Genomic DNA, 25,612 nt, shown 5'->3' with positions numbered 1-25,612 from the left:
TTAGTGGCCTCATGTAAATATCACTCAAAACATTGCAAGGTAGTTACTCCTTGCAATGTTTTTTCTCGCAAAATACTTTCTTGACATTGTTATCAAGCAGACAATAGTCTACTTTTCTCAAAGGTCGTAGCTTACCCGAATTGCTTTTCCAATGATTTTGATGGAGTTCTTTTGAGTAACAATAATCGGTGCGTAATCAGGGTTTTCTGCAAGTAAAAGGATAAAATCATCCTGCTTTTTTACTTTTTTTAAAAGTAGTGTGGGGTCGTCATCTAATGTTACTGCAGCGATTTGTTCATCTGAAACGTCATTTTGAACTTTAAGCAGAACGGTTGCGTGTTCAGGGATGGCTGGTTCCATACTGATATCTGTCATTTTAAAATAAAATAGTTCTCCTGCAGGCAAACCGAAAGAAGCTGTAGGATAATAAGTTTCTGCATTGGGCTCAGCCACGATAGTAGACTCAGTAGAAAGTGACTGAATAACAGGGATATTTGCAACTTCTTTGGAATAAATATACCCCTTGTCATAACCTAAAATATATTCTGGACTGACGTTCATTGCTCGAGCGAAATCTTCAATGCGATTTAAAGGAAACTTGCGTGTGCGATTGAAATACTTAGAAACAGCAGATTTTGCCATACCTACACGTCGTGCGATCTCACTGATTGAAAGATTGTTTTCTTTTTTTAGTTGTTCAAGAACATTCATTATTTCATCGTTTGTTTTCAATTAATACTCCCCCAGTTCTTCTTTACTTATTATAACATTGTTCTTTAAAAGGAACAATGATAAAAAAGTTCGTTGACAATAGAGAACGACAATGCTATGATTAGTTTGTTCTTAAAAGCGAACGTACGTTTGTCAAAAACAAAATTGGAATGGAGGAACTATGATGAGAAGATATGAATTAAGAAAAGAGGATACGAAACAAAGAATTGATGCCTTGGAAAAAAGACGAGATGAATTTTATAGTCAAATGGGAAAAATTGAAGATAAGATAGCAAATATGTTTGAACAATCGGTTGAGGAACAGGAGAAGCTAGTCGATTTTAAAAGAAAAGGCGATGTATTAGATTCTTATCTTGAATTTTTAGAAAATCAGTTAGTTATTGATGCGTTACAAGAATGTTCCTACTCTATTGAAAATTTTGACATGTCTGAAAAAGATCGCTTGTTGGTGATATTACGAAATGGGGAAGATATTCTATTTGATTGGTACGTGCAGAAAAAGAAAGAAGGATACGACTTTAATCATATCGAACCTTTGCATAAAATATTAAAAGAGGATTATGAAGATTACTACAACCAAAGAGTGGGAAATATTGAAGTCGAGGAAAATGAATAGCTAAGTTTGTACGAATGATAAAGCAGGTGATATACTAGTATAAAATACGAAAAGTTCAGAGAAAGGAGCTTATATATGAAAGTACTTGTTGTTGGAGCTAATGGCAAAGTGGCGAAACACTTCGCAGATTTGACGCAAGATCACACGGATATTGAAGAAAAAGCTGTCATTCGTGATCCTGGGCAAAAGGCATTCTTTGATAAGCGAGGCATTGAAACTACAGTTTTGGATATTGTTCATAATTCTATTGAAGAATTTGCTGAAGCAATGAACGACGTTAAGGCGGTCATTTTTAGCGCAGGTGCAGGTGGCAGTGGCTTAGATAAGACGGTCATGGTTGATTTAGATGGTGCGATAAAAATAATGACAGCTGCTGAAAAAGCAAACGTTAAACGTTTTGTGATGGTAAGTACCTTCCGTACCGGACGAAAGCAAATGGCTAAAGGGATCGAAAATGACTGGCCGTTGAAGATTTATACGATCGCCAAAAACTATGCGGATGAATGGTTGAAAAATCGTACGGAACTTGACTGGACAATTATCCATCCAGGCACACTGACTGATGAAGAAGGTACTGGCAAAATCAAAGTTGGCATGGGGAATAGACATGGCGAAGTGCCACGGCAAGATGTTGCTCAAACCATATTGGCTTCTTTGGAAAATGATTCAACTATTCATAAAGAATTTGAAGTGTTGTCAGGTAATGAACCGATTAATGATGCAGTGAAATCTGTTTGATTGAAAACATTATGAATGTAAAAAAGATGAGAAGCCATAGAATTGGTATCTCATCTTTTTTTATTATTTTGTTTCTTTATTGTGATATCTGTAATGTAACATCCGTACTTTTTCTGAAAGAATTTCATCTGGTCCGTCTACTTTAGTATTCTTAATAACTTCTTGAATCGAAAGCCCCTTTAAACGTCCATTTTCAATTCCCATTTCTTTATTCCATTTTTTTAACTGTTCGATCGAACTGGCATATACGATTCATCCGAGACCTACAAGTCCATGTGCTGAAGCGCACATGGAGCAATGTTCACCAGAAGTATAGACGACAGCTTCTCTGCGTTCGGCTTCGTTTAAATGATTTGCGGCCCATCGTGCTATTTCAAATTCAGGATGGCGGGTGTTATCTCCGCTGGCAATTTTATTATGATCCTCAAATAAAATTTTACCTTCTTGTGACACTAATATCGATCCAAATGGTGCATCGCCATTCATTAGTGCAATCTCAGCTAGTTCTACACAACGTTTTAAATAATTTTTATCTACTTCATGAATCATGACTACCTCTCCTTAATCTTATTTTCCAGAAAGTGAATAACTCGTATATTTATATTCTATTATAAACGATAAAAAGAAACGAATAAGTAAGCTTCTTACGTTCAATCAGTTTTACACTTAAAGCTTCACTGGGGGGGTTGTCCAAATAATTTATGCACAAAAAGGTATTAACTTAAGTCCTAACATCATAAGAGTTTTTTAGGAATTCAATGGGAATTCGCTTGACAAATGAACGGATATTCATGTAAACTAAAATTAAACAAATGATTATATATTCATATAAGCGCTTGCTGACTATTTGAATAAATAATAATAAGGAGATACATGAATATGGATAAGACATATCGTACGGCTGAACATGAATCTGATGACTATCAATCAAACACGCATGAACATGCGGGTCACTTGCCTGGCGAAATCCCTATGTATTTTATAGGCGTCGTTGCTTATTTATTAGCATTATTTGGCCCATTTTCAACATTAGTTTCTAATTTTCTATTTGGAGTTGCGGTTGTTTTGGCTGGCTTTCATGTGATAATTGAAGGTATCGTCGAAACGATAACAGATACAAAAGAAAAAAATAAGTTTCATCCTAATGTGCATCTACTAATGACATTAGCCGTTTTAGGAGCTATGGCTATAGGAAGTTTTGATGAAAGTGCTTTGTTGATTTTGATTTTTGCAGGGGCTCATTTTCTTGAAGAATTTGCTGAGGGAAAAAGTCAAAAAGAAATCACGAACTTGTTACAAATGAATCCTACTCAAGCACGTCTACTACAATCAGATGGTTCGACGAAGATGGTTAACGTGCAAGAAGTGAATGTCGGCGATCAACTGAAAGTTTTACCTGGAGACCAAATCGCAACAGACGGTTTTATTATCAAGGGACATACGACGATTGATGAATCTTCTATTAATGGTGAAAGTATGCCAAAAGAAAAGCTGGAGGAAGAGGAAGTTTTTGCCAGTACCATTAATGGTCAAGGGACGTTTGTCATGCAAGTGACAAAAGATTCTTCAGAAACAGTGTTTGCTGATATTCTACGATTAGTAGAGCAATCGCGAAATAATTTGCCAAAAGCGGCAACAAAAATTAAAAAAATTGAACCAATTTATGTCAAAAGTGTTTTATTCATCGTACCTGTATTCGTATTAATCATGCCTGTATTATTTAATTGGAGTTGGGAGATGAGTATTTATCGCGGAATTGTTTTGTTAATTACAGCTTCGCCTTGCGCGCTTGCTGTTAGTGCGGTACCAGCCACTTTATCGGCTATTTCAAATTTAGCTAAAAAAGGTATTTTATTTAAGGGTGGCGCTTATCTTGCCAATTTGTCGTCTATTAAAGCGGTGGCTTTTGATAAAACGGGAACACTAACAAAAGGTAAACCAGTAGTTACTGACTCTTTTTATAAAGATAAAGCGAAACAAATCAAGTGGCAGCAGATTATTGCTACAATGGAAGAAAGTGCGAACCACCCATTAGCTACGGCGATTTTAGAGGAATATGGAGAATTACAATCACTTGAAATGGACGTGACCAATGAAATTGGTCAAGGAATCGTTGCTGAATATGAAGGAAAACATTATCGAATCGGTAAACCTAGTTTGTTTGATAATGTTTCTGATGATATTCAAGCAAAAACTAAAGAATTTGCTTCAGCAGGTAAAACCGTCATTTATTTTAGTGAAGATGAAGAGGCTGTGGCGCTTATCGCACTCATGGATAAAGCCGATGAAAAAGCAGCAGAGGCGATTGCTTATCTGAAAAAACAACAGGTCAATACTTTAATGATTACAGGAGATGCGAAAACAACGGGTGAAGCTGTCGCTCATGCGTTAGGTATTGATGACGTTTATAGTAATGTCCTACCGGAAAATAAAGCAGAAGCGATCACATCTTTACAAAATAAGTATGGAAAAACGGCCATGATAGGAGACGGTATTAATGACGCTCCTGCGCTAGTAAAAGCTGATATAGGTTTTGCTATGGGGGATGGCACAGACGTTGCGATTGATGTTGCAGACGCGGTTATTATGCAAAATGATCTTTTAAAATTTGAATATGCGTATAAATTATCCAAAAAGCTAGATAAAATTATTTGGCAAAATATTATTTTTGCAATGGGTGTTGTCTTATTACTCAGTGTGTTAAATATTGTCGGGAAGATGGATATCGGCCTAGGGGTTTTAGCTCATGAAGGGAGCACGTTGCTGGTACTATTTAACGGTTTGCGTTTGTTATTCCCTTTAAAAAAGAAAGCGCCTGAAAACGTATACTAAGTGTAAAATTTATTGAGGTTAATGCTAGACGAATAAAAAAGAAACCGTTACTCTAGTTATTGGGCTGTGACAGGCACTAATAACAGAGGCGGTTTCTTATGGAGTCTATTGTAACAGATTTAGTTGAAGTAATGAAGAAGGAAACGAATTTTTTAGCAAGAGAAAAAGCCATGATGGTCTTTTTTGCCCAACTCCTAGCGACGATAACACAACTTGCCTTCCAAATTCTCGATGCGGAGGTTTCGGCCCAATGCAAAAAGGAAGGCTTTCAAGTGGACCGTAAAAGTGAACGAACGGTGACTTTCTTATTTGGCACCGTGACCTATGTTCGCCGCCGAATGAAAAATCAAGCCAATGAAATTCGTTATCCTTTGGATGAATTTCTGGGTATTCGGAAGAGCCTCCGTTATAGCTCTCTTGTGCTACGCAACGTTTCCCAATTGGGGACAACGATGGTCTACCGTCACGTCTCCCAAGCGATCGACTGTTTGACTTCTTGGCGTATGAGCCATCAAAATGTGCAACAACTGGTGGTCAAAACCGGAGAACTGGTTCAGACACGAAGTACCCATGAAAGTCGTTACGAGGGGACATTTCTAAGAAAAAAGTGCCCTACTTATATCTAGAAGGCGACGGAGTGAAGATTGGCGGTCAGAAGAAGCAGTCGCTGGAAATCCATCGTTTTCAAGTAAGTGAAGGGAGCCAGAAAGTCGGGCATCGCTCGGAAATGATCGCTCCTCACTTTGTCAGTCATCTCAATCGACAACAAGCGCAAAAAGAAATAATGAACTATATTCAAGCGCATTATGATCTAACAAATACCGTTGTCGTTTCCAATAGTGATGGAGGTTCAGGCTATGAAAAAGCTGTGTTTGATGAACTTTCCTTAGGCTGTTTACGTCATGAACACTTTCGTGATCGGTATCATGTCCATCGGAAAATCAAAGAACGCCTGTCTTTTGTCCCGCAACTTCAAAATCGGATGATCCAGGCGATCCAACATTATGATTGGCAAGAGGTCCAGCTTGTCTTAGATACCTCGGAAAGTTTGATCGAAGAAAAGGAAGCCGAATCCTTGGAACAATTGCGCTTACTCCATCATTATCTTCAAAGGAATTGGCCGTATTTAAAACCTCGGAAAGCCCGAGGAATCGTGGATCCCAAAGCTTGTATTGGCACAATCGAAAGTACCCATCGGAAGATGACCTACCGGATGAAGCGCCAAGGTCGTTTATGGACAAAAACAGGGGCGCAGGCCATGATGCGTGTCATTGATAGTTTAAGAAACCAAGAATTTGACGGTTGGTTGAACCAATATGAAGCCTTACCGAATGATGTACTCGCCCAGGAAAAGCGTTGGAAAGCCATGAAACGTTGGGTACAGAAAAAGCCTAACTTTCAAACGCATGAAGGGGCATTTAAGGGCCAAATTGGTGAAGGAAAAGCTAAAAGTGCCCCTTTAGGCCAATTCGCCAAAGGATTGGAGCAATTAATAACGACACCGAATTATATCTAATAAAAACTTGTTTTTGTTAGATATCATGAGGTCTAACCGAACGAACGTGAGGTAAAAAAATACAAAAAGTGTCTGTCCCAAAGGTCATTTTTTATTCAACCTCAAAAAATTTGACACATACAAACGTATAATTTTTGACAAACTTTGTAGATTCGACTACTATCAAAAGAGAAGAAATAAATAAGGAGCGTTTGTGATGTATCCTTCGATTACCGTGGGTGAATTAGCAGAAAAATTGCGAAATGAATCGATTACGATCCTAGATGTGCAAGAAAAAGAGGACTTTGAAAAAAATCATATTGACGGGGCCATTAATTTGCCAATTGGTGAATTTGTGACTGAAGCTGAAAATCTACCTAAAAATAAAACCTACTATGTCATCAGCAAAGCCGGTATAAGAAATGCCCGTGCTTGTGATTACTTAGTAAGTTTGGATTATGATGTTGTCAATATCCAAGGCGGCATGAACGCTTGGCAAAGCACTGAAGGATAAATTTATGTTTTCAATGAATAGCTTGATCCGAATGATTCTAAAAAAACCATTCGGATTTTTTAAATGGAAGGAGGCACACTCTATTGATAGGCAATTTGTCAATTTATGAAATTTGTTTACGTATGTTATTAGCAGCTGTTTTTTCAGGGTTTATCGGATTTGACCGCGAATTTAAAAATAGACCTGCTGGAATTCGTACACATATTTTAGTTTGTATTGGAGCCGCACTCATCGCAATGATTCAAAAAGAAATCACCTATACTGCATTGGAAATTGCTAAAAACAACCCTGAATTTGCGGGTGTAATCCGGGCTGATGAAGCACGTTTGATTGCACAAGTAGTGAGTGGTATTGGCTTTTTAGGTGCCGGAACGATTGTTGTTACCAAACAGGTAGTTCGTGGATTGACGACTGCAGCTTCATTGTGGACGGTTGCTGGTTTGGGGCTAGCTATTGGTATGGGAAATTATCGGATTGCAATTGTTGGCTTTATTGGAATAATGCTAGTGTTGTCCGTGCTAAAACGAGTGATCAATATTCCTACCTTAAAAAAAATTGAGATTAGTTTTGTGCATAAGGCAACGACCAAAGAGTTTATCGCGGATTATTTTAAAGATAAAGACATTGATGTAAAAGACGTTGATTTTGAAGTGAAAAAAAGAGGAGATAGTAGAATCTACACTAACGTTTATACGGTAGAATTACCGCGGACGTTATCTTATCAGACAGTGGTGGAGGATTTATCGATGCATGAAAATATGGTGCGTGTTCACTTAATTAGTATGTGACTTGCTATACATTCATTTATTAAAACTAATTTGTTGGAAAAAACGGAAGGCAGGTTTTTAATGTCTTTCGTTTTTTTTATTGCTTAAATGAATAGTTCACATTATCTTCATAAGTGTGTAAAAAATTGGAATACCTTGCGTCATCCTTGCTGATGTTATTTATTTTTGCTACAATTATTTGTGGATATTATTTGTCCTTCAAAGGAGAAATGGTCATGAGGTTAAAAAAAAGCCTGGAAGAAGCAGTATGTATTCTTCTTATTTTAGCAAAAGAAGAAGGAGATAGCTCCGTAAAAAGTTATCGAATCAGTGAACAATTAGGCGTTTCTGATTCGTATCTGAAAAAAATATTACGTAAATTGGTGCTAGGCGGTGTGGTTACATCTACCTCTAGTAAAGGCGGCGGTTTCAGATTAGCTAAACCAATTGAAAATATTTTTATGATCGATGTTTATTATGCAATTGAAGGAAAGCACTCTTGCGTTCAACTTCGAAACTTAGCAGAACATGTTTTTCCATCTTCAGGCGAATCAAAAAAAGTCAAAGATAATATGTATATCCTACTTAATGAGAGCGAGCAATTATTTTTAAATAAGTTAGCAGGTTATCCTTTGGTTAAATTAATGCAATAAAAGACCGTTTCATTATCCTCTTAGCTAAGTAGAGGATTTTTTTAGGGCTTTGCCAAAACCAAAAAAAGGAGTGTGACAAATGAGTGTTGATGCGATTCAGCAATTAGCTAAAGCAGAAGAGCAGGCGGATGAAATGCTTAATGAAGTAAAAGAACAAGCACGTAAGGACCAACAAGAAAGCGATAAAAGAATCGCTCGTTTTCAAGAAGAACAAGATGAAAACGAAGAAAAGCGTAAACAAGAAATTCGTGAAAAGTTCGATGAAGAATTCCGCAGCATTAAAGAACCGTTATTTGACCAAACGCAAAAAGACGTCGAACAATTACAGACGATTTCACCAGAAATGCGTGAAAAGGCGCTTGGCATCATTATAAATAAGGTTGTGAATGAATATGGCAATTGAACAAATGCAAAGATTCAATTTGATCACTTTTTACAATGATCAAGATGCCGTAATGGAACAATTGCAAGATTTCCAGCAAATAGAGCTTTTTTCAGCTGATAAATTTAACAAAGAAGCAAGTTCTTTTTTTAGCCAGATGGAAGAGCACCCTGAAACAGATAAAGTTGAAAATCAAATCGGTAACGTTTCGTGGGCACGCAGCTTTTTGGACCAATACGTAGAAAAGCCTGGTATGATCCAAGCACTGCGGCAGCCATTACGCCATTATACGCTCAGGGAACTTTCAGAACATGCCCACACATTTGATTGGCAGAAAGTTTACTCTGATTTAAGAAAACAAGATAAACGGTTACGTACAATTGAACAAGAAAGACAAGAGCTATCTGCTCAAGAAGACGAACTGAATAAATGGCAGTACTTTGAAGAAAAGCCTGCTATTTTAAAAACATTTAAAGAGACCCGAGGATTGTTAGGCACAGTTCCCAACCCTGAACTTAAACATTTGAAAGAGGAAATGGGGCAACTACAAAATTCTTATCTTGAAACAATCCATCAAACATCAACGACATCTTATCTTCTTGTTCTTTTTCTAAAAGAAAAGCGTGAGGAGGCACAAGATATACTACGTGCAGCTGGTTTTCAAGAATATGATTACCCACACGAAAATAAACCAGCCGAAGATTTAAAACAAGTCAAAGAAAAATCACAGAAATTAGCAGAAGAAGAAAAATCGATCAAAGCGTACTTAAAAGCCCAAAAGGATAATTATGAAAGCCTAGGCTTAGTTGCGGAGTATTTAGATAGTTTACTTGTGCGTGTTAGATCTAACCAGTATTTATTGCAATCCGATTATACGATGGATTTATCTGGTTGGGTGCCAACAAAACAAACAGAGCAATTAGACAAACGGATTCGTCAAGCTGTTGGAGAAGACTATTTCTTGGAGTTCACTGAAGTAAAAGAAGAAGAATACAGTGATACACCAGTTTTATTAAAAAATCATAAGCTTGTCAAACCGTTTGAAGGTTTAGTAGAAATGTACAGTTTGCCGCAATATTGGGAGTTAGATCCTACCCCCTTTATGATGCCATTTTATGCTTTGGCATTCGGGTTAATGGTCGCAGACTTTGGTTATGGTCTACTTTTATTTGTAGCCGCTGCACTAGCAAAACGCTTTTTACACTTTAAACCTGGCATGAAGCAAAACATCAATATGTTTCAAATTGGTGCTGTACCAACTATGATGTGGGGCTTAGTTTATGGGAATATTTTTGGAAAGCAGTTTTCTTTCCAATTATTATCAACAGACTCAGATATTACAGAGATTCTGGTCATGTCGGTAGCTTTTGGTTTTATTCAAATCATGTTTGGTCTAGGGTTGAAATTTTACCTCTTATGGCGACGTGAGAATGAAAAAATAAAAGCTTTATTTCAAGCTGGATCATGGATGTTCTTTTTGATAAGTGTTGCCATGATTGCAGCGGGAATGGTATTGGTTCCTGAAACAGCCTTACAGACTGTCGGAATTGTTTGCTTAAGTATTAGTTTAGTAATGATCGTGATCGGTGGTAGTTTTGACGGTAACACACTTGTCGGCAAAATAGGATCTGGGTTGTATTCAATTATGGATCTAACGAACTATTTAAGTGATCTGATCAGCTATACACGTCTGATGGCCTTAGGTGTTGCTGGTGGTAGTATTGGCGCGGCTTTTAATTTGATTCTAAGCTATTTGCCAACGCCAGCTAGGTTTACGATCGGAATTGTTCTATTTATTGGTTTACACGGCTTAAACATTTTCTTGAGTTATTTGAGTGCTTATGTACACGGTATTCGTTTGCAATACCTCGAATTTTTCAATAAATTTTATACTGGCGGTGGCCGTGCGTTTAAACCATTCAAATCAAATGAATCATATGTTCAAGTTATCTCAGAAGAAAAACAACAGCAGGGGGAAGAATAGGAAATGGAAAATTGGATAAGTTTCTTTTACGAAAATGGCGGAATGATATTTGCAGCACTAGGAATCGCCGTGGCAACGATTTGCGGCGGTATTGGTTCAACAATCGGTGTTGGTCTAACAGCAGAAGCAGCAGCAGGTTTAACAGCAGAACAACCAGAAAAATTTGGTCAAGCGTTGATTTTAGAATTACTTTCAGCGACCCAAGGGTTATATGGATTCGTTATTTCTTTTATGATCTTTTTACAAATGTCAGCAGATATGTCATTTCAAATGGGTCTTTACATGCTGATTGCTTCTTTACCAATTGCCTTTACAGCAATTTGGGCCGGAAAATGGCAAGGTCGCGCAGCCGCTGCAGCAATGCAAATTTTAGCTAAAAAACCAGAACACGTGACAAAAGGGATCGTCTATGTAGCAATGATGGAAACGTATGGGATATTAGGCTTTGTTATTTCCTTCTTGCTCGTGATGAATTAGGAGGTATGAAATGTCTGATATAACAAATTTAACAGATAAAATCACCCAAGATGCACAAAAAAAGCGAGACCAATATTTAAAAAAAGCACAAAAAGATATTGAGAAAAATGAACAATATAAAAAAGATCAAATTGAAAGACAAACAGAAGAAAACTTAAAACAGTTTGAAAAAGAGAAACAGGCGAATTTAAGCTTGAAAGTGTCAGATATCCATGTAAAAGCTCGCAGTAAGCTCTTAGCTGCTAAACAGCAGCTATTAGAAGAACTTTTTGCGGAAAGCTTAAAGAAAATAAAGGCAATGTCTGAAGAAGATTTTAATCAATATGTATCCTCTAATCTCAACCAAGTGCAATTAAATGGTGATGTTGAGTTGGTAGTAGGTCAGGACAGTATAAACTACGCAACAGAAGAAAATAAAAAAGTTTGGCAAGAAGCGGCCGCGCCTGAGATGAACTTGTCTGTATCGGAACGTACGATTCCTAAACGTGGCGGATTTTTGTTACGACAAGGTGAGATTGAGTATAATTTTACTTTTGAAGCGATATTAAGCACGTCTGAAGAAGAGTTAAGCGGCGAATTGTTAAGCTTGATATTTGATGAAGAATAAGGGGTGGCAAAATGGACGATATTCAATTTAGCACCGCTAATGTTAGGATTCGAACCTATGAAAGCCGCTTGCTAAGTCAGAATACTTTTGATCGTATGTTAAATGTGTCAGAGCCCGAAGAAATCTATCCAATCTTACAAGAAACCCCTTATGGCGATTTTATTGAAGATGACGATGAAGTTCGCGATTTTGAAAAAGTCTTGATAGCTGAAAAAAAGCGGACCTTTGATTTGGTTTATAATGTTACACCAGTCAAAAGTATCGTTGATTTAACGACACTGCAATATGATTATCAAAACTTAAAAGTCTTAGTTAAACAGGAATATACACAAGAAGATTTTTCTGATTTTCTAGTGCCTATGGGGACAGTTCCTTTATCGGTATTAAAGAATTTGGTTAATCTTCGGAAAAGTCAACAAGTAGATCCCATCATGAATCAATGTATCCAAGCTGTTTTCCAATATATTGAAGATTATGAGGAAATTCAAGCGGTCGATATTATTTTTGATAATCATTATTGGGATCATATGGTCAAAATTAGCAAAAGCATGAATAATCCGAATATTGAGCGGTTAAATCAAAGGAATATTGATGTGTTTAACATTTCAACCACGCTTAGAAGTTATTTCATGGGACAAAGAAAAGGTTTCATTAGCGCTGTTTTACAAAAAGGCGGTACGTTGAACACTCAACAGATGGTGGATGAAATCAATAATTCGCTTGAAAACTTTATGAGTTATATGGAGCAAACCGACTATAGTCATTTGGTTCAAGATAGTTATGATGAAATTACTCAGAGAAAAACGCTAACCGGATTGGATCTAAATAAAGACAATTATTTGATGCAACGGTTTAGGGAAGAAAAAATGGTGCCTTTTGGTCCACAAGCAATTATGGGTTATCTTTTTGCAAAAGAAGTTGAAATTAAAAACCTACGGATGATTCTAGTGGGAAAAATTAATAAAGTTCCAGAAGAGATACTTCAAAGTCGGGTGCGTGAAAGTTATGTATAAAAAAATAGGTATGCTCGGCGGGAAGGATTCTATCTTGCCTTTCAAAGGGATAGGGATTGATGTCTTTCCCGTCACAGATTTAGAAGAAGCCAAACAGCAAATTAAAAAAATGGCGGATGATTATGGCACGATTTTTATCACTGAACGGGTAGCTGAACAATTAGAAGATACCATTGCTCAATACGACAACCAGCCAACCCCTGCAATTATTCCGATTCCAAGTAGTACCGGAAGTTTGGGAATTGGGATGGATCGTATTCACAAAAATGTAGAAAAAGCGATTGGAATGAATATTTTAGATGATTGAACAACAATTTGCAGTTAGGCAGGAGGAGATTTTTTGGCAATAGGAACAATTACAAAAGTTTCCGGGCCTTTAGTTACTGCTAGCGGATTACAGGAAGCTAAGATTAATGAAATCTGCAAAGTAAGTGAAAAAGGGTTGATCGGAGAAATTATTGAATTAGACAATGGCGTTGCCTCCATTCAAGTATATGAAGAAACAGCGGGTATTGGACCTGGGGAGACAGTAGAAACAACAGGAGCACCTTTATCTGTGGAATTGGCACCGGGACTTTTAAGTCAAATGTTTGATGGGATTCAACGGCCTTTGGATACCTTCATGAAGCAAACAGATAGTGATTTTTTAGAAAGAGGAACGGAAATTAATCCGCTTGATCGCGAAAAAAAATGGACGTTTGTTCCTAAAAAATCAGCGGGTGAAAAAGTAGGCCCTGGAGACATTATTGGGGTCGTACAAGAAACCAATGCGATTGAACATCGTGTCATGATTTCTAATGATGTAAAAGGGACAATTAAAGATATTAAAGCAGGAAATTATACGATTACCGAACCGGTTTGTGTATTAGAAACTGATAACGGTGAAAAAAATATTACGATGACGCAAAAATGGCCGATACGTACACCACGTCCTTATAAAAATAAGATGACACCTGGAGAACCCTTAGTGACCGGTCAACGAGTGATTGACACTTTCTTTCCTGTTGCAAAAGGCGGATCAGCAGCTGTTCCGGGGCCATTTGGTGCCGGAAAAACCATTGTACAGCACCAAATTGCAAAATGGGCTGATGTGGATATCGTGGTTTATGTTGGTTGTGGTGAACGCGGAAACGAAACGAAAGACGTTATTGATGAGTTTCCAGAATTAATTGATCCGGCAACAGGTGAATCAATTATGCAGCGTACGGTTTTGATTGCAAATACGTCAAATATGCCAGTATCTGCGCGTGAAGCTTCGATTTACACCGGCATCACCATCGCAGAATACTATAAAGATATGGGTTATAGTGTGGCTATTATGGCAGACTCAACTTCACGTTGGGCCGAAGCGTTGCGTGAAATGAGTGGCCGTTTGCAAGAAATTCCAGGCGATGAAGGTTACCCTGCTTATTTGGGCAGCCGGATTGCGGAATATTATGAACGTGCAGGTAAATTTTCTGTATTGGGTAATGATGGAGATGACGAGCGAGAAGGTAGTATTACGGCAATTGGAGCGGTGTCTCCTGCTGGCGGTGATATTTCCGAACCAGTAACACAAAATACCCTACGTATTGTTAAAGTATTCTGGGATTTAGATGCATCATTATCACAAAAACGTCACTTCCCAGCGATTAGCTGGACGGAATCTTATTCATTATATGATGACCAATTAAAAGATTACATGGATTCGATTTTGGGCAGCAATTGGTCTAAAATGGTAGATAAGGCGATGGCACTTTTACAAGAAGAAAGTCGCTTAGAGGAAATTGTCCAATTAGTTGGGGTAGATTCACTTTCACAAAAAGATCGTGTGACGATGAACACTGCTCGTTCATTGCGACAAGACTACTTACAACAAGATGCTTTTGACGATGTGGATACTTACACGTCACGAACAAAGCAATATCGTTTGTTGCGCAACATTTTAACTTTCCATAACAAAATGCAAGAAGCGATTAAGCTAGGTGCTTATTATAATGAAATTATAGATGGCACCACTCAATTAAGAGAACGGATCGCTCGTAGTAAATACATTCCTGAAGAAGAATTAGATAAACTAGATACGATCCACGATGATATTGAACAAACGATTCAAGAAATCGTTGAGAAAGGAGGAATGGATTGATGCTAAAAGAGTATCGTTCCGTATCAGAAATATCTGGACCTTTAATGATGGTTGAAAACGTTGAAGGTGTAAAATACGACGAATTTGTTGAGATACGTACGGATTCAGGCGAACTTCGCCAAGGACAGGTTTTAGAGATCTCAGGAGACAAAGCCGTTGTACAGATATTTGAAGGGACTAATAATTTAGGTACAGAAGATAGCAGCGTGCGCTTTTTAGGTAGAGGACTAACCCTAGGCGCTTCGCCAGACATGACGGGACGCATCTTTGATGGTTTAGGCGAACCGATTGATGATGGGCCTAAAATCATTCCTGAAAAAAGATTAGATGTAAACGGTGAAGCAATCAATCCTATGGCTCGGGACTACCCAGATGAATTTATTCAAACAGGGATCTCAACGATTGACCATTTAAATACGTTAGTCAGAGGACAAAAATTACCGATATTTTCTGCTTCGGGTTTGCCACATAAGGAAATTGCCGCACAAATTGCACGTCAAGCAACTGTTCCTGGACAAGAAGGAAATTTCGCGATCGTTTTTGCTGCAATTGGTATTCCTTTTGAGGAATCTGAGTTTTTCATTAATGAGTTCCGAAAAACTGGGGCTATTGATCGTTCAGTGATGTTTTTAAATTTGGCTAATGATCCAGCAATTGAACGGATTGCAACGCCTAAAGTCGCATTGACTACGGCCGAATATTTAGCCTTTGAAAAAGGGATGCATGTTCTGGTTATTATGACAGATATGACAAATTATGCTGAAGCACTACGTGAAGTTTCGGCTGCACGGCGTGAAGTTCCTGGACGGGGTGGCTATCCTGGTTATTTATATACCGATTTAGCAGGCATATATGAACGTGCGGGCCGTTTAATGGATCGTGAAGGGTCAATTACCCAAATACCAATTCTAACGATGCCTAACAATGATAAAACCCATCCAATTCCCGATTTGACTGGTTATATTACTGAAGGCCAAATTATTTTGTCACGTGACTTAGATAAACGTAATATCAATCCGCCGATTGATATTTTACCAAGTCTTTCACGTTTGAAAGATAAGGGAACAGGTGAAGGTAAGACAAGAAGAGACCATTCTTCTACTATGAACCAAATTTATTCTGCCTATGCGGATGGTAAAGATGCCAAAGAATTATCAACGGTTTTGGGCGAGGCAGCATTATCTGAAACGGATAAAAAATTCGCTCGTTTTGCGGATTTGTTCGAAGAAAAATATGTTAATCAAGGATTTTACACCAACCGCAGCATTGAAGAGTCATTGGATTTAGGCTGGAAACTGCTTGCTACTCTGCCAAAAGAAGAACTCAGTCGGATCAAAGAAGAAGACATTGAAGAATTTCTCCCAGATCAAGAGGAGTTGGATGATCTATGGCAATAATGAATGTAAATCCGACTCGTATGGAAATGAGTCGATTACAAAGTCGTCTATCGACGGCAAGTAGAGGGCATAAACTGTTAAAAGATAAACAAGATGAACTCGTTCGTCAATTTACCAAGTTAGTCAAACAAAACCAAGATCTACGTAAGGAAATGGAAGAAACACTTCAAAAAGGCATGCAGGGTTATGTTCTTGCTTCTAGCAGCATTCCTGATTATGTTTTAGAAGAAGCTTTTGCGATTCCATTAGATAAAGTTACGCTGGATGTACAGAGCAAGACAGTCATGAATATTGAAATGCCGGTGTTAAATGAAATTTATGATGATGAAAAATCAGAAGATCGTTTTTCTTATGGTTTCATGGCAACAACTAGTGAATTGGATCTGTCATTAAATAATTTGAGTTCAATTTTACCCTTAATGCTTAAACTAGCTGAAATTGAAAAGTCTTGTCAGATGATGGCTGATGAGATCGAACGTACACGTCGACGGGTAAATGCTCTAGAATATATGATGATCCCGCAGTTAGAAGAAACCATCGACTACATTGAGCGGACATTAGATGAAAGTGAACGTGCTACGTTGACTCGATTGATTAAATCAATCGATGTGATTGAAGCAGGAGAAGATTAACAAGAAAACAGCCATTGCTTGTATGATAGATATAAAAGCAATGACTGCTTTTTTTAACTGAATAATGAAATCAGGTGAGCGTTAGTGAAAATAGCGGTTCGTAAACGTAAAATAGGATCAATCCCTACTCTAGAGGTTGTGGGGCAAGAGAATTTGTATAACGCGCTACCGTTGATTGTGTATTACCATGGCTGGCAAACGTCAAAAGAATTAGTGCTAACCCAAGGAAGAAAATTAGCCCAACAGGGTTTCCGTGCCGTGCTACCGGATGCGCAAAACCATGGCGAACGCGAAGCAGCTATTTCCAAAATTCCTTCATTGACCTTTTTTCAAAGTATTCATACCAATCTATTTGAATTTGAATCTATTGTTAATTATTTTTCTCAATTGGGGCTAACGAATGGCAAATTGGGAGTAGGCGGCGTGTCGATGGGTGGTATGACGACTTGTGCTTTATTAACCCAACATCCAGAAATTGATGTGGCAGCCTGTGTGATGGGTTCGCCATCTTTAATTGATTATCGCCAAGAATTGCAAAAATTACTTAGAGAAAGAAATATCCAATTACCTAAAGATTATGAGTATTTAACAAGTTGGATTGATCACTATGATCTAGCTTCTCAATATACTGAAATTAAAAAAAGACCTATATTTTTCTGGCATGGTTTACACGATGAAAAAATTCCTTTTGACCAAACGGATCGTTTTGTACGGAATCACTTAGGTCCTGAGCTTACTTTTCATGCTGCAAATGAACGGCACATGGTCAAAGTTCCTACCATGGATCAAGTGGCTGAATTTTTTGCTACTCATTTATAAAAAAATAGATAGAAAATTGAAATTTACGTTTGTTAGTTATATCATGGGTATTGTCAGAAAGATCACAAGCGTAAATTTCGTTTTTTACTGCTTTTTTTTCTATAATATGTCTGTGAAAATTGAAGGAGGATATACAAGAATGGACTATCAGGTATTACTTTATTATAATTATACACCAATTGAAGACCCAGAAGAGTTTGCTAAAGAGCATCTGGCGTTTTGTAAGGAACTTGGCTTAAAAGGTCGGATTTTGATAGCTAAAGAAGGAATTAATGGGACAGTCTCTGGAACTGTCGATGCAACGAATGCTTACATGGATCATATGCATGCAGATCGTCGTTTCCAAGATACTTATTTTAAAGTAGATAAAGCACAAGGCCATGCATTTAAAAAGATGCACGTTCGTCCTAGAGAAGAGCTGGTTGCTCTACATTTAGATGATGATGTTGACCCTAATGAATTAACCGGCAAATATTTAGAACCGTCTGAATTTAAAGAAGCTTTGCAAGATGAAGATACCATTGTAATAGATGCTAGAAATGATTACGAATATGACCTAGGGCATTTTCGTGGTGCTGTTAGACCAGATATTCGTACGTTCCGGGAATTACCCCAATGGATTCAAGATAACAAAGAAAAATTCATGGATAAAAAGGTAGTGACCTATTGTACTGGTGGTATTCGTTGTGAAAAATTCTCTGGTTGGCTGTTACGTGAAGGCGTCAAAGATGTAGGACAATTGCATGGTGGCATTGCGACCTACGGCAAAGACCCAAATACACGTGGCGAATTATGGGATGGTAAAATGTACGTTTTTGATGAACGTATTAGTGTGGAAATTAATGACGTAGATAAACACGTTGTAGGCAAGGACTGGTTTGATGGAACGCCTTGCGAACGCTATGTGAATTGTGCTAACCCAGCCTGTAACCGTCAAATCTTAGCTTCAGAAGAAAATCAAGCTAAACATTTGGGTGGCTGTTGCTATGAATGTGCTGCAAGTGAAGATAACCTTTATGTCAAAAGACATCAAATTTCAGCTGAAGAACGCGATGCCCGCTTAGCTCAAATAAAAGAAGAAGCTGCTGTTTAAAAAGAAGTTCCAAATCATTTTTGGTTTGGAACTTTTTTCATTTTAAGATATGATGGAAAAAAGGAGGTTGAAAAATGGAAGAGAAAAAGACGTTTCATGTCAATGGCTATTTAGGATTGCTTATTTTAATTATTGGAATGATAGGTGGAGCCTATTTATTTTATTTAGGTGTTACCAATGAAAGTGGCCTTGAATTAGTACTAAGTATTTTTATCTGGCTGATTGCAATTTTATTCATTAGTTCATTAACAATCGTGGGACCAAATCAAGCTAAAGCCATTTTATTTTTTGGGAAATATTTGGGTACGATCAAGTCTAATGGTTTGTTTATTACCACGCCCTTGACGCAAAAAATCAATGTTTCATTGAAAGTTCGTAACTTCAATAGTGCACGACTAAAAGTCAACGATTTAGATGGGAATCCCGTTGAGATCTCAGCAGTTATCGTTTTTAAAGTCGTTGATACGGGAAAAGCATTATTTGATGTCGATTATTACCAAGACTTTGTCGAAATCCAAAGCGAAACAGCGATTCGTCATATCGCTTCACAATATCCTTACGATACCTTTGAAGATAAAGATGTAACTTTGCGCGGGGACACAGGACATGTATCAGATGAGCTGACAAAAGAATTGCAGGCACGCTTGGAAGTCGCTGGTGTGGAAGTAGTGGAAACACGCTTAAACCACTTAGCATATTCAACGGAGATAGCTAGTGCGATGTTGCAAAGACAACAAGCTAGAGCTATTTTGTCGGCGCGACAAACAATTGTTGAAGGAGCTGTGACTATGACGCAAATGGCTTTAGAACAAATTGAAGCAGGACAAGATATTCGTTTTACTGATGATCGTAGAGTACAGCTGATCAATAATTTGTTGGTTTCAATCATTACCGACAATGGCACACAACCGGTAATTAATACCGGAGACTTAGGCGATGAGCTTTCTAGCTAGGAGGCGCTGATGAAAAAACTATACATCAAACAAAAAGTTTTTAGTTTAAGTGAAAAATTTACCGTGACAGATGAACATGATCAACCATGCTATTTTGTTGAAGGTAGCTTTTTCAAAATACCCAAACATTTTCTGATTCATGACAAACAACAGCGTGAAATCGGAAAGATCACTAAGAAAACATTCACCTGGTTGCCCAAATTTTTTGTGGAAGTCGACGGTAACGATAGGATTACTCTTAAAAAGGAGCTTTCTTTTTTTAAATCACGGTACACTATTTCAGCTCAAGATATTGAGATTCAAGGTAACTGGTGGGATATGAACTTTGCTGTCTCTGCTCAAGGGGAAAAAGTAGCAGAGATTACGAAGCGATGGTTTTCTTGGGGCGATACGTATGAAGTAACCATTCTTGATGAATCAATGGAACGATTAATTATTTCATTAGTCATCGCAATTGATTGTGTAAAAGCAGATGAAGCTGCAGCGAGTAGCTCAGGTTCATGAAAAAACGCATTTGTTTTCTGGTATGATCAGGAAACAAGTGCGTTTTTAACTTTTTAAAGACTTATTGAGTAGTAGATTTATAGCATTCCTCAACCTTTCAAGTTTTACGCAATTTTTTCTATAATGTTTCAAGCGACAATGAATAGTAAACCAGCTCTTTGTTTAGAATAGGAATTTATGTACTAAATCATATGGGAAGGCGGTTATCGTTCGCGTTTAAAGGGAATTAATTATCTTTTTACCCTTTAAATTTCATTATTTCTTTGATTTACGAAATATATGTGTATAATTTAATTGTAATACATTAAAAATATTCGTTTTTGGAGGAAGTTGTGAAATGAGAATAGGGAACAAAGTAAAAGTAGTACTACCAGTGATTGGAATGATTGCGTTACTAAGTGGATGTAGCAGTGCTCAAAACGCAGATGCTAACCAAAAAGAACAACAGGCAACGACTACGGCGTTAATTACCGATACTAATGGCGTTGATGATCGTTCGTTTAATCAATCAGCCTGGGAAGGCATGGTTGAATGGGGAAAAGAAAATAAACTTGAAAAAGGAAATAATGGTTATCAATATTTTCAATCGAGTAACGAATCTGATTATATTCCTAATATTGATCAGGCATTGAGTGCTGGTTTTGAAACGATTTTTGGTATTGGTTTTCAATTGAAAGATGCAATCGAAGAAGAAGCAACAAATAATCCAGATAAGAATTTTGTGATGGTTGATGAGGTTATAGAAGGGCTCGATAACGTAACATCTGCTACTTTTCAATCTAATGAAGCAGCCTATTTGGCAGGGCTTGCGGCTAGTTACACAACCAAAACAGATGTGGTAGGTTTTATTGGCGGAGTACAAGTTGGTTTAATTGAATCATTTGATGCTGGGTTCCAACAAGGTGTAAATGATGGAGCAAAAGCATTAGATAAAGACATAAGAATTATCAGTCAATATGCAGGGGCATTTGATGCACCTGATAAAGGACGTACAATCGCTCAAGGTATCTATGGACAAGATGCTGATGTTATTTACGCAGCAGCTGGTGCAACTGGGAATGGTATGTTCCAGGAAGCAAAATCATTAAATGAAACAAGCGATGAAAAAGTTTGGGTAATTGGTGTTGATCGGGATCAAGAAGAAGAGGGCTATTACACAAAAGAGGGTGAAAAGGAGAACTTTACTTTAACGTCTACATTAAAAGAAGTAGGTTCAGTTGTTAAAGATCTGGCGACCAAAGCCGACAAAGGAGATTTCCCTGGCAACGAACATGTTGTTTATGGCCTAGAAGACGATGCGGTGGGTCTGACTGATGGCAACCTTCCGAATGAAGCAAAACAAGCAGTTGAAAAAGCACGGGAAAAAATTATTGCAAAAGAGATTAAAGTAGACAACACTTTAGATTGAGATACCTATGATAAAAATTTAGTTAACTTTTAGAGACACTAAGCAGTACAATTTTTTTAGTAAAATAATTCTCTAAGAACTATAAACACTACTGTTTTATGGAGGAAAATGATTATGAGAAAAGTATACTTAAATCATGATGGCGGCGTCGATGATTTGGTCGCATTATTTTTGTTGTTGCAAATGGAAGATGTAGAAGTAACTGGAGTGGGCGTTACCCCGGCAGATTGCTATGTAGAGCCGGCAGTTTCAGCAAGCCGTAAAATTATCGACAAATTTGGTGAAAAACAAAAAATTGAAGTTGCATCGTCCAATTCTCGAGCGAAAAATCCCTTTCCTAAAGAATGGCGCATGCATGCTTTTACTGTCGACGCACTACCTATTTTAAATGAATATCAACCGATTCAAACACCACAAGCAGAGACGTTTGCTCATGATCACTTGATTCAGGTTTTACAAGAAGCAAAGGAAAAAATTGATTTGGTGTTTTTAGGTCCTTTAACAGATCTGGCGCGTGCTTTACAAAAACAGCCTGAAATTGAAGCGAAAATTGGTGAGCTTTACTGGATGGGTGGAACTTTCTTAGATAAAGGAAATGTTGAAGAACCTGAACATGACGGTTCAGCAGAATGGAATGCTTTTTGGGATCCTGAGGCGGTCGCAAGTGTTTGGCGGTCCAATATCCCAATTAATCTTGTCGCATTGGAAAGTACTAACAAAGTACCTTTAACGAATGAAATTCGTAATCAATGGGCGAAAAAACGTGCAGACGAAGGGCTCGACTTTTTGGGGCAAGCTTATGCGGTTGTCCCGCCTTTGGTTCATTTTCAAACAAATTCTACCTATTTCTTATGGGATGTATTGACCGCAGCAGTATTTGGTAATGATTCGCTAGTAGAAAAGAAAGCTGTATCTTCTACTGTGGTCGAGCAAGGGCTGAGCCAAGGCAAATTAGTAGAACAAGCAAATGGACGTGAGGTAGCATTGGTCTATTCGGTTGATCGAGAACCCTTTTTTGAATATATTACCAGTTTGGCTAATCAAAAAAACAAATAAGCAATTAAATTGAAAATCTGCTGGCTTTCTACCCTTTTTTTCTTTAAAATGAAAGAGAATACAAAAAAGAAGGAAGGGCATTCATTCATGTTATATGGGTCAATCGAAGCTGGAGGTACAAAATTTGTTTGTGCTATTGCTAATGAACACTTAGAAATTACTGAAAGAGTTAGTTTTCCAACGACTGTACCAGAAGAAACAATGAAACAAGTTATTGCTTTTTTTGAACAGTATAAAAATGAACTTGCTGCTATTGGTGTCGGTTCATTTGGTCCTATTGATATACATCAAGACTCCAAGACCTACGGATATATTACATCTACGCCTAAATTAGCGTGGCAAAATTTTGATTTTGTGGGAACGTTAAAAAAAGTCTTTGATATTCCGATTACTTGGACTACCGATGTTAATGCTGCAGCTTATGGAGAATATGTTTTTGGACAAGGCAAAGGATTATCAAGCGTTGTTTACTATACTGTCGGAACAGGTATCGGTGGCGGAGCTATTCAAGAGGATCAATTTATTGAAGGATTTAGCCACCCTGAAATGGGGCATATGTTAGTTGTACCTCATCCAGACGATAATTTTAAAGGGAACTGTCCTTTTCATGGCAACTGCTTGGAAGGCATGGCAGCGGGTCCGGCAATCGAAGCCAGAGCAGGAAAAAAAGGACAAGATATTCCAGCTGATGACCCTGTTTGGGAAATCGAGGCTTCTTATATCGCTCAATGTGCGTATAACACAACCTTGCTGTTTTCACCGGATGTGATTATTTTTGGCGGCGGTGTAATGAAACAACGTCATATGGTGGAAAAAGTTCACCGAGCTTTTGAAGAATTATTAAATAATTATGTAAAAACACCTAAAATAGAAAACTACATTGTGACGCCATCTCTAGAAGATGACGCGGGGACTTTTGGCTGTTTAGCTTTGGCAAAAAAAGCAGACTTACATGTGAATTAATAAATAGAGGCGTCGGAATTAGGATAGTGATAGTTGGAAAATTGAGGAACGAAATGACGATTGGTTATCCAATAATTAAAAAATGAGGAAAGAAATAAGAAAGTCTTACTCAATAAATGAATAACGAGGAAAGAACAGGCAAAGTTTTACTCAATAACAAGAGGGAAACTTCTAAAATGGTTAAAAATGACTGAAATTGAGGAAGGAAACGATGATTTGTTCCTCAATAATTAAATGTTGAGGAAAGAAAGCGCAAAACGTTACTCAATAAATGAATAATGAGTAATGGATATTGTTTTTCTTCCTCAATAATTCTATAAACTAAAAGCAGACGGGTATCTATGCTTTCAATGATTATGATTTATTGAAACAAGACGAGGAGTGGATTTAACGCTCCTCGTCTTTGTTATTTGGCTCTTTGTCAACTGGTGTTGGTAAAGAAAACTCGATAAATAAAGGAAGCAGTTAGGCGCTATGGTCTAGCTGCTTTTTTTAGTTTGTATAGGTAAGGGTCCGGGTTGGAAATACTTTCCTCGGTATAAAAAGATCCGTTGCCGAAAGTTCTCAAAGCTATGGAAACCATAAGCGACTCGTTTTAGGACTTTAATATGATTATTTAAACCTTCTAAAGGACCATTAGAGTAAGGCACCGTTAAAGCCAGCCGGATCTCTTGTCGATACTTGCGAAAGGTCTTGACTACGGGCTGAAACGGGTCAGGAAGCTGAGACAAATCGGTTTTTAATAATTGATCCAAACGTTCGATATCTTGCTTATGAAATGCAGAAAGGAACGATTGATAGATTTTATAGCCTTGTCTAAGCGTGGAATGATAACTTAATAAGCGGTCGACAATCTCTTGCTCGGTTAAATGATCCCGAAAACTAGGCCGCCAATATCGTTTTTTGTAATCCAGTGCCCAAGCTTTTTTCTGTAGAAGTTTCCAATATTTTTTGAGGTGCTTATATTCTTTTTGCCGACGGTTAAAGGTGTTCATCACTTGTTTCCGTTGTTGTTGGAAAGCTCGCCCAATATGTTGGCTCATATGGAAACGATCAATGACTAACTGCGCATTAGGAAAAAGGGCTTTAACTAAGGAAGCATACGGACTGTAAAAATCCGAAACGACATAGTGCACCTTGGCTCTTTCCTCTCTAGGATAACGAGCGAAAAAGGCTTCTAAATGAGGCAGTTGTCGATTAGCGACAATCTCTAAGAGTTGCCGCGTTTTCCCATTCATCATAATAAAACTCATGGCACCAGAAACTCGTTTGACCGATTGAAATTCATCAAAACAAAGTACTTCCGGTAAGGAAGTATTGGGGGTTAGCTGTTTAGGTTGAAAACTATGCAGCACACGTAAAACTGTCGTCGGCGAAACATGCTTCAACCGGGCGACCATTGACATCGACAAGGGTTGAGCTAATTTTTCTGCAATGGCGAGTTTGACGCGTCGAGCGATCGAACAATGACGGTCCGCGACACTGGTTTCGGCGATAGAAGTTTTCCCGCAAGTTTTACAACGAAAACGTTGTTTCTTCATTTTAAGTAAGGTTTTGTATTCACTCACATCGTTAAGCTGAATCGTCACTTCCTTGAATCCCCATTTCATTAAACAAGCCGTATCTTCTTCGCCACAGTGAAAACAGGCTTGTGGACGATAAGAAAGCTGACCATAAAAGACAAAACAAATGACGCCGTTAATGGCTTCTTTTTGGAAACAATCTTCTTCAAAAGTCAGATTTAAGTCTAGGATATCTAGGATTTCTTTAGTATAATGAGAGATGGACATCTTGAAACACTCCTTTGGATATTTGTTTGGTACCTTTATTCTACGGGTTTTCAAGGTGTCTG

General features: G+C 37.8%; 26 protein-coding genes and 1 pseudogene. 23 read left to right on the top strand and 4 right to left on the bottom strand.

All coding sequences use genetic code 11. The annotated features are described in order from the left end of the window. Nucleotides 1-117 precede the first annotated feature (117 nt). Entirely contained in the window at nucleotides 118-732 is a 615-nt protein-coding gene (locus tag C7K43_RS09175; protein ID WP_124006565.1) for a LexA family protein, read from the bottom strand. Nucleotides 733-895: 163 nt separating this feature from the next. Between C7K43_RS09175 and C7K43_RS09170 the strand changes: the two genes are divergently transcribed. Together C7K43_RS09170 and C7K43_RS09165 are read left to right on the top strand one after the other, a co-directional pair. Further along, nucleotides 896-1,348 carry a hypothetical protein gene (locus tag C7K43_RS09170; protein ID WP_124006564.1) on the top strand — a complete coding sequence of 151 codons (453 nt, stop codon included), beginning with the start codon at nucleotides 896-898 and terminating at the stop codon, nucleotides 1,346-1,348. A 75-nt stretch (nucleotides 1,349-1,423) separates the two neighbouring features. Next, the gene (locus C7K43_RS09165; protein ID WP_124006563.1) at nucleotides 1,424-2,086 is read left to right on the top strand and encodes an SDR family oxidoreductase; all 663 of its coding nucleotides are present in this window, start codon (nucleotides 1,424-1,426) and stop codon (nucleotides 2,084-2,086) included. A 63-nt stretch (nucleotides 2,087-2,149) separates the two neighbouring features. On the opposite strand, the gene C7K43_RS13460 is transcribed toward C7K43_RS09165, so the two are convergent. Both C7K43_RS13460 and C7K43_RS13455 read right to left on the bottom strand, forming a co-directional pair. Continuing rightward, a complete protein-coding gene (locus C7K43_RS13460) occupies nucleotides 2,150-2,290 on the bottom strand; it encodes a hypothetical protein (protein ID WP_222591150.1) in 141 nt (46 codons plus the stop codon). A 48-nt stretch (nucleotides 2,291-2,338) separates the two neighbouring features. Beyond that, nucleotides 2,339-2,635 carry a nucleoside deaminase gene (locus tag C7K43_RS13455; RefSeq protein WP_222591151.1) on the bottom strand — a complete coding sequence of 99 codons (297 nt, stop codon included), beginning with the start codon at nucleotides 2,633-2,635 and terminating at the stop codon, nucleotides 2,339-2,341. Nucleotides 2,636-2,965: 330 nt separating this feature from the next. Here C7K43_RS13455 and C7K43_RS09155 point away from each other — a divergent pair, with 330 nt between their 5' ends. The 21 genes and pseudogenes from C7K43_RS09155 to scrK all read left to right on the top strand — a co-directional run bounded on the left by C7K43_RS09155 (nucleotide 2,966) and on the right by scrK (nucleotide 23,760). Then, the gene (locus tag C7K43_RS09155; RefSeq protein ID WP_420824151.1) at nucleotides 2,966-4,918 is read left to right on the top strand and encodes a heavy metal translocating P-type ATPase; all 1,953 of its coding nucleotides are present in this window, start codon (nucleotides 2,966-2,968) and stop codon (nucleotides 4,916-4,918) included. Between the two features lie 98 nt (nucleotides 4,919-5,016). Next, a pseudogene (locus tag C7K43_RS09150) lies at nucleotides 5,017-6,434 on the top strand (ISLre2 family transposase). A 196-nt stretch (nucleotides 6,435-6,630) separates the two neighbouring features. Then, entirely contained in the window at nucleotides 6,631-6,927 is a 297-nt protein-coding gene (locus C7K43_RS09145) for a rhodanese-like domain-containing protein (RefSeq protein ID WP_124006561.1), read from the top strand. A gap of 122 nt (nucleotides 6,928-7,049) precedes the next feature. Continuing rightward, on the top strand, nucleotides 7,050-7,715 hold the full coding sequence (locus C7K43_RS09140) for an MgtC/SapB family protein (protein WP_186810723.1): 666 nt from the start codon (nucleotides 7,050-7,052) through the stop codon (nucleotides 7,713-7,715). A 215-nt stretch (nucleotides 7,716-7,930) separates the two neighbouring features. Continuing rightward, complete coding sequence (locus C7K43_RS09135; RefSeq protein WP_124006559.1) at nucleotides 7,931-8,347, top strand: RrF2 family transcriptional regulator; 417 nt, start codon at nucleotides 7,931-7,933, stop codon at nucleotides 8,345-8,347. A gap of 79 nt (nucleotides 8,348-8,426) precedes the next feature. After that, entirely contained in the window at nucleotides 8,427-8,750 is a 324-nt protein-coding gene (locus C7K43_RS09130; protein ID WP_124006558.1) for a hypothetical protein, read from the top strand. Next, entirely contained in the window at nucleotides 8,740-10,713 is a 1,974-nt protein-coding gene (locus C7K43_RS09125) for a V-type ATP synthase subunit I (protein WP_124006557.1), read from the top strand. Before C7K43_RS09130 ends, C7K43_RS09125 begins: the two co-directional genes overlap by 11 nt. A gap of 3 nt (nucleotides 10,714-10,716) precedes the next feature. Beyond that, complete coding sequence (locus C7K43_RS09120) at nucleotides 10,717-11,190, top strand: V-type ATP synthase subunit K (protein WP_124006556.1); 474 nt, start codon at nucleotides 10,717-10,719, stop codon at nucleotides 11,188-11,190. A gap of 10 nt (nucleotides 11,191-11,200) precedes the next feature. Then, nucleotides 11,201-11,797: a V-type ATP synthase subunit E gene (locus C7K43_RS09115; RefSeq protein ID WP_124006555.1), complete on the top strand. Its 597-nt coding sequence runs from the start codon at nucleotides 11,201-11,203 to the stop codon at nucleotides 11,795-11,797. A gap of 11 nt (nucleotides 11,798-11,808) precedes the next feature. Then, the gene (locus tag C7K43_RS09110) at nucleotides 11,809-12,810 is read left to right on the top strand and encodes a V-type ATP synthase subunit C (protein ID WP_124006554.1); all 1,002 of its coding nucleotides are present in this window, start codon (nucleotides 11,809-11,811) and stop codon (nucleotides 12,808-12,810) included. Continuing rightward, entirely contained in the window at nucleotides 12,803-13,117 is a 315-nt protein-coding gene (locus tag C7K43_RS09105) for a V-type ATP synthase subunit F (protein ID WP_124006553.1), read from the top strand. Before C7K43_RS09110 ends, C7K43_RS09105 begins: the two co-directional genes overlap by 8 nt. Before the next feature lie 33 nt (nucleotides 13,118-13,150). Next, nucleotides 13,151-14,935: a V-type ATP synthase subunit A gene (locus C7K43_RS09100; protein ID WP_124006552.1), complete on the top strand. Its 1,785-nt coding sequence runs from the start codon at nucleotides 13,151-13,153 to the stop codon at nucleotides 14,933-14,935. Then, nucleotides 14,935-16,332 (top strand): V-type ATP synthase subunit B, encoded by a 1,398-nt coding sequence (locus C7K43_RS09095; protein WP_124006551.1) that lies wholly within the window; start codon nucleotides 14,935-14,937, stop codon nucleotides 16,330-16,332. The genes C7K43_RS09100 and C7K43_RS09095 overlap by 1 nt, the downstream gene beginning before the upstream one ends. Then, nucleotides 16,323-16,964 carry a V-type ATP synthase subunit D gene (locus C7K43_RS09090; protein ID WP_124006550.1) on the top strand — a complete coding sequence of 214 codons (642 nt, stop codon included), beginning with the start codon at nucleotides 16,323-16,325 and terminating at the stop codon, nucleotides 16,962-16,964. The genes C7K43_RS09095 and C7K43_RS09090 overlap by 10 nt, the downstream gene beginning before the upstream one ends. 84 nt (nucleotides 16,965-17,048) lie before the next feature. Then, entirely contained in the window at nucleotides 17,049-17,783 is a 735-nt protein-coding gene (locus tag C7K43_RS09085; RefSeq protein WP_124006549.1) for an alpha/beta fold hydrolase, read from the top strand. A 139-nt stretch (nucleotides 17,784-17,922) separates the two neighbouring features. Then, on the top strand, nucleotides 17,923-18,876 hold the full coding sequence (gene trhO / locus C7K43_RS09080; RefSeq protein WP_124006548.1) for an oxygen-dependent tRNA uridine(34) hydroxylase TrhO: 954 nt from the start codon (nucleotides 17,923-17,925) through the stop codon (nucleotides 18,874-18,876). A 74-nt stretch (nucleotides 18,877-18,950) separates the two neighbouring features. Then, complete coding sequence (locus tag C7K43_RS09075) at nucleotides 18,951-19,829, top strand: SPFH domain-containing protein (protein ID WP_124006547.1); 879 nt, start codon at nucleotides 18,951-18,953, stop codon at nucleotides 19,827-19,829. A 9-nt stretch (nucleotides 19,830-19,838) separates the two neighbouring features. After that, nucleotides 19,839-20,333, top strand: coding sequence for an LURP-one-related/scramblase family protein (locus tag C7K43_RS09070; protein WP_124006546.1), 495 nt, complete (start codon nucleotides 19,839-19,841; stop codon nucleotides 20,331-20,333). Between the two features lie 337 nt (nucleotides 20,334-20,670). After that, nucleotides 20,671-21,741: a BMP family lipoprotein gene (locus C7K43_RS09065; RefSeq protein WP_124006545.1), complete on the top strand. Its 1,071-nt coding sequence runs from the start codon at nucleotides 20,671-20,673 to the stop codon at nucleotides 21,739-21,741. 114 nt (nucleotides 21,742-21,855) lie between these two features. Continuing rightward, a complete protein-coding gene (locus tag C7K43_RS09060; protein WP_124006544.1) occupies nucleotides 21,856-22,797 on the top strand; it encodes a nucleoside hydrolase in 942 nt (313 codons plus the stop codon). An 87-nt stretch (nucleotides 22,798-22,884) separates the two neighbouring features. After that, the gene (scrK, locus tag C7K43_RS09055; protein WP_124006543.1) at nucleotides 22,885-23,760 is read left to right on the top strand and encodes a fructokinase ScrK; all 876 of its coding nucleotides are present in this window, start codon (nucleotides 22,885-22,887) and stop codon (nucleotides 23,758-23,760) included. A gap of 479 nt (nucleotides 23,761-24,239) precedes the next feature. On the opposite strand, the gene C7K43_RS09050 is transcribed toward scrK, so the two are convergent. After that, nucleotides 24,240-25,550 (bottom strand): ISL3 family transposase, encoded by a 1,311-nt coding sequence (locus C7K43_RS09050; RefSeq protein WP_124005169.1) that lies wholly within the window; start codon nucleotides 25,548-25,550, stop codon nucleotides 24,240-24,242. Nucleotides 25,551-25,612: the final 62 nt, after the last annotated feature.

Origin of the sequence: Tetragenococcus koreensis, from assembly GCF_003795145.1 — a bacterium.
GTDB classification, from domain to species: Bacteria; Bacillota; Bacilli; order Lactobacillales; family Enterococcaceae; genus Tetragenococcus; species Tetragenococcus koreensis.
The sequence above is the reverse complement of the archived record's forward strand: the minus strand, read 5'-3'. Positions and strand labels throughout refer to the sequence as shown.